Genomic DNA, 8,038 nt, shown 5'->3' on the forward strand with positions numbered 1-8,038 from the left:
CACCCGAGCGGCCCTGCCCTGCCGGGTTCTTCCCGTTCTTTCCGTCTCAGCGGTCATGGCATCCGGGTGCCCCCTCCACGACCACGTACGCCCGAGAAAGCCCCCCGGCCCGGATCCACCCGGGCAACGCGACACCGGCCGTCCGGCAACGGACAGGGCGCCGCTGCGAATGGACCTCTCATCGTCCACGACCGCGTTGTCAGGACGTCGCCGGACGGGGCATTTGCCTGGGACTGCCCGGTGACGTCAGCGCCGATCACTCCGGCGGCCGGCTGTACCTCGCCATCGTGGCCTTGCTCGTGGAGCGGTCCACCAGCCGCAGTTCCCAGGGGCCGGTGTTCACGTCGAAGTCCTTACCGAAGCCGACCCACTTCCCTGCCATACGCCGTCCGGTCGGCTCGACCAGGAGTTGGATGGCTCCGTGGTAGCGGGCCCCGTTGTAGTAGCCGTCCACGGCGGTCTGCTCCACCCATGTGCCCGTGACGACGTTGCGATCAGCGGTCAGGTCCAGGGTGAGTGGGCTGTCCGGGTTGCTGCTCGCCCCGGGCAGACTCTGAACGGTCAACCGGTTCCCGTGCTGGACGATCACCACGTAGTGCTTGCCCTCGTACGAGTCGCCCCGGCTCGAAGAGAAGAACTCGTAGGAGCTGAGCCACACCCCCGAAAACGTCTCCACACCCGTCTGCGCGGCAGGCTGCGCGCCTACAGCAGCAGACCTGACACCGGTTGCGCCGGTCTCCATGTCATGCCCTCCCTTCCCGTCCGCGTGAACTCGTGCCGTCGGCACCGGCAGCATGAACCCCAGGGCCTCGACCGGACGGCCGGTAACCCGTTCCAAGGCCCTGGCGTACACACCCCGAGGCGTCTTGCTCGTGCCGGACTCCCAGCGCTGCACCAGACGCTCGGAAGCCTCGTTCGGCTCTCCCAGTTCCGCACCTGCCCGGCGGAGCGCCTTGGCAAAGTCGTCTTGGCTTAAGCGCAGGCCGATGCGTACGGCCCGCAGCACATCATTCGGCACCACAGCGGTCGTCGTCATGACGTCAAAGCCAGACCGAACGAGCTTGCAATGACACCGGTTTGACGCCCACTGAGATGTCATGGACGCCCCTCCGAGTGACGCCCGGACGACGCCCGATCCGTCGTCGCTCTGCCGTGGTCCACCGGCGCAACATCAGAGCGTCGCGAGGCAGCTACGCAAGTGCCCCCGATGCTCTCCGATCACGCACCAGCCGACACGGAAGGAACTGACGTGACGATCACGAAGCAGCCGGGCGAAGTCTTGGGCTTCATCAGCCCGGTCCTCAGGGAGCGCCTCGCCCAGGACGTGCGCAAGACCTGGCCGGAGCTGTCCGACGACCAGGCCGAGCGTGGGGTGAGCCAGATGGTGGCCTTCCTGGTGGCCTCCACACTCGCCGATGAGCCGCTCACCCCGTCCCTTCGAGTGGACCTGTTCTGGCACGCGTTCATCCAGCGGAGCGTCTCCTACGTGGCCTTTGCCGAGTCGCTGGGCGTGGACTACATCCACCACGTTCCGGACGACGACGAGACCGGCTCGGACCCCGAAGCGGGTGGGGCCGCCCTGGAGGCGACGAAGACCGCGATCCGCGCGGCCGGGTTCGCCGTCGATCCCGAGTTCTGGCCCAACGAGGGCGCGGCAGGATGCACACAGTGCCACGCTGGGTGCACCGACAGCCCTGTGAACAAGTAGCACTCCTCAGCGCACCAGCCGCCCGGTCTCCGAGCCGGGCGGCTGACGCCATGACATGGGACGGACGCCGTGACCGACACTCGTAGCGCTGCCTGGGACACCTACTCGGAGAGCAAGCCCCCGCGAAGGAAGACAAACGCCAAGGGCGAGACCACCTGGTTCAACTGGACCCAGCATCCCGACCACGGACCTGGGGCCGAAGTGCTGTCCTTGCCCGCTGGGGGCAGGGTGCTGGACCTGGGCTGCGGCTCCGGCGGAAACGTCGCCCATCTCGCCGCTCTCGGCATGGAAGCCGTGGGGGTGGACTTGTCGCCGACGCAGTTGGCCAAGGCGCGTGAGCATTGGCCAGGCATCGGTGGCATGACGCTGCACCGGGGAGACGCCCTCTCGTTCATGCGGACACAGGCTCCGTTCGACGCGGTCTACTCCGTGTTCGGGGCCGCCTACTTCACCGATCCGGCGGAGATGCTTCCCGCGGTCCGGGCGACGCTCAAGCCGGGCGGGGTGTTCGCCATGTCCCAACGGCCCGCTGTGGAGGGTTGCTACGGCTGTCAGGCGTCCTACATTCCGCGGGGACCCGACGAGGAACCGGCTGTGGTCAAGCGCTGGGACTACGAGCCGGACGTGTGGGCCGTCACGCTGAAGGATCAGGGATACGTTGATGTCTCTGTGGACGTGATCCCCCCGCCTGCGGGAAGCCGCCGTACGGGGACCCTGCTGGTTCGAGGCCGCAGGGCCCAGCGCCGCATCGACCGGACGTTCGCCCTGTAGTGCCGCGGGCAGAACAAGAACGCCGCCGACAGGCACCTCACTGCCCTCATCCACAGGGCGAACGCCGCCTGACCTCCGCCGCCGGGGCGTCTGACGTGGGTCGTCAGGTCCCGGGTGGTGGCGCGTTCATCGCTGCTGTCAGGAACGTGATCGCCCATCGCCGGGCCGCCTCGCCCGCCACCGGGGACGCGCAGCCGGGGGAGGGCCGCTGGTGGACCTGGAGGCGGTCGACGGCCGTCACGGCGAAGATCCCCCGCATCCGGAACCACAGCTCCTCCGGGGAAAGGCCGGGCAGTACGCGCGCGAAGGCCGCGAAGTAGCGCTCGCGGACCGAGTCCTCGGCCGGGCCGGTCCAGCTGCGTGCCTCCTCGGCCGGGTCGCTCAGGATCGTCACGATCAGCCGGGACGTCCGGGCGCCGCCCTCGTCGCCGGCCGGCATCTCGTCGAACAGCGGCCCCGCGAACGCCTCCACCAGTTCGCCGGCCGAGGGGTCGGGGGTCCGGGCGAGCAATCTGTCGAGCCCGGCGCACTGGGCAGCGGTGATGGGCTCGACCACGCGGCGGGCGACTGCCGCCATCAGCTCCGCCTTCGAGCCGAAGTGGTAGCCGACGGCGGCCAGGTTCGCTCCGGCGAGTTTGGTGATCGCACGGATCGAGGTGCCGCGGTATCCGTTCTCGGCGAAGAGCTGCTCGGCCGCGTCGAGGATCTGGGTGCGGGTGTCTGGGGTCGCCACACGAGGGACTCTACATATGTTTGAATGAAACGAACGTATGAATAAAACGAACGTGTGAAAGAGGACTGCCATGAAGCTGCTCGTGTACGGCGCCGGAGTGTGCGGCAGCCTGTTCGCCGCCCGCATGCACGAGGCCGGCCACGATGTCGCGCTCCTCGCCCGGGGCGAGCGCCTGACCGCCCTGCGGCGGTGGGGAGTGCGGCTCGCCGAGGAGGACGGCCCTGTCCGGCGGGTGCCGGTACCGGTGATCGAGCACCCGGACGGCGGGTACGACCTGATCACCGTCTTCGTCCGCACCCACCAGGTGGACGCGGTGCTGGAATCACTCGCCGGTGTCCGAGGTGACGTGCTGTTCCTGCTCAACTGGGCAGCCGGCCCGGAGGCGCTGGGCGCGGTGATCGGCCACGAGCGGGTGCTGCTCGGCTTCCCCGCGACCGGCGGCACGATGGACGGCGACGTGGTCCGCCACCGCAAGAGCGATTTCGTCACCCGCCGGGTCGCGATGCCGATCGGCGAGCCCGACGGCCGTACCACCCCGCGACTGGTACGGATCGTGGAGACGTTCCGCAGCGCCGGGATCAATGCCAAGGCCGAGCCGCGGATGGATGCCTGGCTCAGGACGCATGCCGCGTTCGAGGTCCCGCTCGGTCAGGCGGTATACGCGGCGGGCGGCCCGGTCGTGCTGGCCGGCGCCCCGGACGCGGTCCGCGGCATGCTCCACCGCATACGGCAGAACCTCGCCGCGATGGAGACACCGCCGGTACCTCGTGCGTTCGCCGCGTTGCGGGCTCTGCCGCAAGGGCTTCTCGTGGCCGTGCTCCGGCGCTTCCTGAAGAGCCCGATCGCCGTGCACAGCGGACTCAACGACCCCTCGCCCGCCACGGCGGCCGAACTCGACCGGCTGGCCGAACAACTCCGTGCCCCTGCGGGAGCCCGCTGAGCGACCCGGCACGGCGAAAGCCCCACCACGCACACCACCGCCGGTCCCGCAGACCTCGCCTCCGCCTCCGCCGGCTCCGCGGACGGCAACCGCTCCCGCCCTCACGTGCCGCCCGCCGACGCTCCGGCGAGGTAGACTCTTCTGTTTCGCGTGAAAGTCGTACGTAGATGGCAGCGCGCATTCCCGGCGCACTCGCCGAGACGCCCTTGGAGCGTCTGGCACGGGGTGACCCCCGAGTCATGGCGGGTGTGCTGTCTGTGACGGGACGATCCTACTCTCGGAGGTATGTGTGTCCTGCCTGATCGTCCAGAGCGACAAGACACTGCTGCTCGAAGTGGACCACGAGCGCGCGGACGCCTGCCGCCGTGCCATCGCGCCGTTCGCCGAACTGGAGCGCGCCCCTGAGCACATCCACACCTACCGGCTGACTCCGCTCGGGCTGTGGAACGCGCGGGCCGCCGGGCACGACGCCGAGCAGGTGGTCGACGCGCTGGTGGAGTTCTCGCGGTATCCCGTGCCGCACGCCCTGCTCGTCGATGTCGCCGAGACGATGGCACGCTACGGTCGGCTCACCCTCTCCAAGCACCCCACCCACGGTCTCGTCCTGACCTCCACGGACCGTCCGGTGCTGGAGGAGATCCTCCGTTCCAAGAAGGTCCAGCCGCTGGTCGGCGCCCGGATCGACCCGGACACCGTCGCCGTGCATCCCTCCGAGCGCGGCCAGATCAAGCAGACGCTCCTCAAGCTGGGCTGGCCGGCCGAGGACCTCGCCGGGTATGTCGACGGCGAGGCGCACGCCATCGAGCTGGACGAGACCGGCTGGGCGCTGCGCCCGTATCAGAAGCAGGCCGTCGAGGGCTTCTGGCACGGCGGCTCCGGTGTGGTCGTCCTGCCCTGCGGTGCCGGAAAGACGCTGGTCGGGGCGGGCGCGATGGCCGAGGCCAAGGCGACGACACTGATCCTGGTCACCAACACCGTCTCCGCCCGCCAGTGGAAGCACGAGCTGGTCAAGCGCACCTCGCTCACCGAGGACGAGATCGGCGAGTACAGCGGTACGCGCAAGGAGATCCGCCCGGTCACCATCGCCACGTACCAGGTGCTCACGACCCGCCGCAAGGGCGTCTATCCGCATCTGGAGCTCTTCGACTCGCGCGACTGGGGCCTGATCATCTACGACGAGGTGCATCTGCTGCCCGCGCCCGTCTTCAAGTTCACCGCCGACCTCCAGGCACGCCGCCGGCTCGGACTGACCGCGACGCTCGTACGGGAGGACGGCCGGGAGTCGGACGTCTTCTCGCTCATCGGGCCGAAACGGTTCGACGCGCCGTGGAAGGAGATCGAGGCACAGGGGTACATCGCCCCGGCGGACTGTGTCGAGGTACGGGTCAATCTCACCGACGGCGAGCGTCTCGCGTACGCGACCGCCGAGACGGAGGAGAAGTACCGGTTCTGCGCGACGACCGAGACCAAGCGGAAGGTGACGGAGGCGCTGGTGCGCAAGCACCGGGGCGAGCAGACGCTCGTCATCGGCCAGTACATCGACCAGCTCGACGAGCTGGGCGAGCATCTCGACGCGCCGGTCATCAAGGGCGAGACCAGCAACGCGCAGCGCGAGCTGCTCTTCGAGGCGTTCCGGCAGGGCGAGATCTCGGTGCTCGTGGTGTCGAAGGTGGCGAACTTCTCGATCGACCTGCCGGAGGCGACGGTCGCGATCCAGGTCTCGGGCACGTTCGGCTCCCGCCAGGAGGAGGCGCAGCGGCTGGGCCGGGTGCTCCGCCCCAAGGCGGACGGCCATGAGGCGCGCTTCTACTCGGTCGTGGCGCGGGACACCATCGACCAGGACTTCGCGGCGCACCGCCAGCGGTTCCTGGCCGAGCAGGGTTACGCGTACCGGATCGTCGACGCGGACGAGCTGCTCACGGACAACTGAGCGGACGAGAGCGGGAGCGGGAGCGGACGACAGCGGGCAGGCGCTCCGGGCGGGCGGGCAGCGGGCACGGACCAGCGCGAGCGAAGGCCGGGCGCCCGGTCCGCGCGCGGTGCCCGATCCGCGCCCGCGCCGGTCAGTGCCCGTACACCCGGTCAGTGCCCGTACACCCGGTCAGTGCCCGTACACCCGGTCAGTGCCCGTACACCCGGTCAGTGCCCGTACGCTTCCGGTGTGGCGCGGGATCAACCGTGTGCGCGGGCCCGGACCGATTCGGCGCGGGGCGTGGGCAGGACCGGGCTCGCGTCCGCCCGCGCCAGGCCCGTACTCGTCCCCGTACGCCAGCCCGCGAACGCCAGCAGTCCCAGCGCGCACAGCGCGTACGGCGACGCCACCGGCTGCTGCCACCACGCCAGCCGGAGGTCCAGCTCGCCCTCGTGCGGTACGGCCCAGAAGCTGCGCGCCGTCCAGACCACGCCGACCGCCGCCGCCGTACGGAACCGCCGCTCCGCGATCAGCACCGCCAGCAGCGGTACGCACCAGACCCAGTGGTGCGACCAGCTGATCGGCGACACCAGCAGCGCGGTCAGCGCGGTGACCAGCACGCCCCAGCTCTCCGACCCGGCCCGTACGACGGCCGTACGCGCCGTCCACAGCCCGCCGGCCGCCGTGACCACGGCGGCCACCGTCCACACCGCGCCCGGCTCCGTGGTGTGCAGGACGCGTGCCAGCAGCCCTTGCAGCGACTGGTTGTCGATGATCCACGCCTTGCCGACCCTGCTGGTCTCGAAGACGCGCCGGGTCCAGAACTCGCCGCTGGCCTGCGGCAGTACGAGGACGCCCAGCAGCACCGTGGCGGTGAGGGAGGCGAGGGCGGTCAGCCCGGCCCGTACCCGCCCGGTCACCAGCAGATAGACGATGAAGACGGCCGGGGTCAGTTTGATGCCCGCGGCGACACCGAGGGCGAAGCCCTTGCCGAGCGCGTGCTCCGGTCGGGAGAGGTCCCACAGGACGAGACAGGCGAGGGCGAGATTGATCTGTCCGAACAGGACGGTCTGGAAGACGGGTTCGAGCCAGAGCCCCACGGCCACGGCGACGAGCAGCGGCACGGGACCGGCGGGCAGCCCCGCGAACCGCCAGGACAGCCGTACGAAGAGGGCCAGCAGCGCGACGTTCCCGATGACGAAGACGACCTTGAGCGCGTCGACGGGCAGCCAGGTGGTCGGGACGAAGAGGATCGCCGCGAAGGGCGGATAGGTGGCGGGCAGCTGCCACCGGGTGACCGTGAACCCGTAGAGATCGGTGCCGCCGACGACGGCCGCGCCTTCCGCCCGGTAGACGAGCGTGTCGGCCATCGGGATGTGCCGGGCGAGGCAGAGGGTGGCGAATGCGGCCAGCGACAGGGCGAGCGCGCCCACTGCGGCGAGTGAGCGGGGGGTCACGGTCCGGTAGGTCACGGCCGCGACCCTAGTGGATCAGCGGGATCGAGGGCGTCCCTCGGCTCCCGTCCGGTCAAGTCCGAGCCTCCCGGGCACACACGTTACCCGGACCGGTCCTTCGCGGTCGGCGGCCCGTCCCTCAGAGGCGGTGGCCACGGGTGATACCGGCCTCCTCGGCGTACTCCCCGAGGACGGCGACACGGAACGCGGTGCTCACGAAGACCTTGACCGCGCGCAGTGCGTTGCCGACGTGGTGGGCGGGGTGGTGGGGCGCTGCCCCCGAGACGGTCGCGCCGGGCGGCGGCGCGCCGTGCGGGGCATGGGGTGGGGTGAATGCCGCGGTACTCATACATCCATAGTGGATTCGCGCCCGCCGGAACACATCGGCCCGTGGACGGAACCGCGGAGAGCGCGCCGTACGACTCGGGGCGCGGTGGCGTGTACGACTCACGGCATACGGGATGTCCCCTACGGGAAGGACACGGCGCCGGGGGGACGTGGCGCCGTGTCCTTCCCGTAG

At 70.2% G+C, this 8,038-nt stretch carries 8 protein-coding genes; 4 read left to right on the forward strand and 4 right to left on the reverse strand.

What is annotated here, in order from left to right; translation table 11 throughout:
- Nucleotides 1–256: 256 nt before the first annotated feature.
- Nucleotides 257–1,036: a helix-turn-helix domain-containing protein gene (locus tag BFF77_RS29695; RefSeq protein ID WP_066956090.1), complete on the reverse strand. Its 780-nt coding sequence runs from the start codon at nt 1,034–1,036 to the stop codon at nt 257–259.
- 213 nt (nt 1,037–1,249) lie between these two features.
- Between BFF77_RS29695 and BFF77_RS29700 the strand changes: the two genes are divergently transcribed.
- Together BFF77_RS29700 and BFF77_RS29705 are read left to right on the forward strand one after the other, a co-directional pair.
- The gene (locus tag BFF77_RS29700; protein ID WP_066956093.1) at nt 1,250–1,708 is read left to right on the forward strand and encodes a hypothetical protein; all 459 of its coding nucleotides are present in this window, start codon (nt 1,250–1,252) and stop codon (nt 1,706–1,708) included.
- A 69-nt stretch (nt 1,709–1,777) separates the two neighbouring features.
- Nucleotides 1,778–2,479 carry a class I SAM-dependent methyltransferase gene (locus tag BFF77_RS29705; protein ID WP_066956096.1) on the forward strand — a complete coding sequence of 234 codons (702 nt, stop codon included), beginning with the start codon at nt 1,778–1,780 and terminating at the stop codon, nt 2,477–2,479.
- 103 nt (nt 2,480–2,582) lie between these two features.
- Here BFF77_RS29705 and BFF77_RS29710 read toward each other — a convergent pair whose 3' ends face one another.
- Nucleotides 2,583–3,212 carry a TetR/AcrR family transcriptional regulator gene (locus BFF77_RS29710; RefSeq protein ID WP_066956098.1) on the reverse strand — a complete coding sequence of 210 codons (630 nt, stop codon included), beginning with the start codon at nt 3,210–3,212 and terminating at the stop codon, nt 2,583–2,585.
- Nucleotides 3,213–3,282: 70 nt separating this feature from the next.
- On the opposite strand from BFF77_RS29710, the gene BFF77_RS29715 reads away from it, so the two are divergent.
- Both BFF77_RS29715 and BFF77_RS29720 read left to right on the forward strand, forming a co-directional pair.
- On the forward strand, nt 3,283–4,152 hold the full coding sequence (locus tag BFF77_RS29715; RefSeq protein WP_066956103.1) for a ketopantoate reductase family protein: 870 nt from the start codon (nt 3,283–3,285) through the stop codon (nt 4,150–4,152).
- Between the two features lie 289 nt (nt 4,153–4,441).
- Nucleotides 4,442–6,082: a DNA repair helicase XPB gene (locus BFF77_RS29720; protein WP_066956106.1), complete on the forward strand. Its 1,641-nt coding sequence runs from the start codon at nt 4,442–4,444 to the stop codon at nt 6,080–6,082.
- 242 nt (nt 6,083–6,324) lie between these two features.
- Here BFF77_RS29720 and BFF77_RS29725 read toward each other — a convergent pair whose 3' ends face one another.
- Both BFF77_RS29725 and BFF77_RS29730 read right to left on the reverse strand, forming a co-directional pair.
- Complete coding sequence (locus BFF77_RS29725) at nt 6,325–7,536, reverse strand: glycosyltransferase 87 family protein (protein ID WP_425424442.1); 1,212 nt, start codon at nt 7,534–7,536, stop codon at nt 6,325–6,327.
- A gap of 121 nt (nt 7,537–7,657) precedes the next feature.
- The gene (locus BFF77_RS29730) at nt 7,658–7,867 is read right to left on the reverse strand and encodes a hypothetical protein (RefSeq protein WP_066956109.1); all 210 of its coding nucleotides are present in this window, start codon (nt 7,865–7,867) and stop codon (nt 7,658–7,660) included.
- Nucleotides 7,868–8,038: the final 171 nt, after the last annotated feature.

This window comes from Streptomyces lushanensis (assembly GCF_001700515.1).
In the GTDB taxonomy this organism is placed as follows: Bacteria; Actinomycetota; Actinomycetes; order Streptomycetales; family Streptomycetaceae; genus Streptomyces; species Streptomyces lushanensis.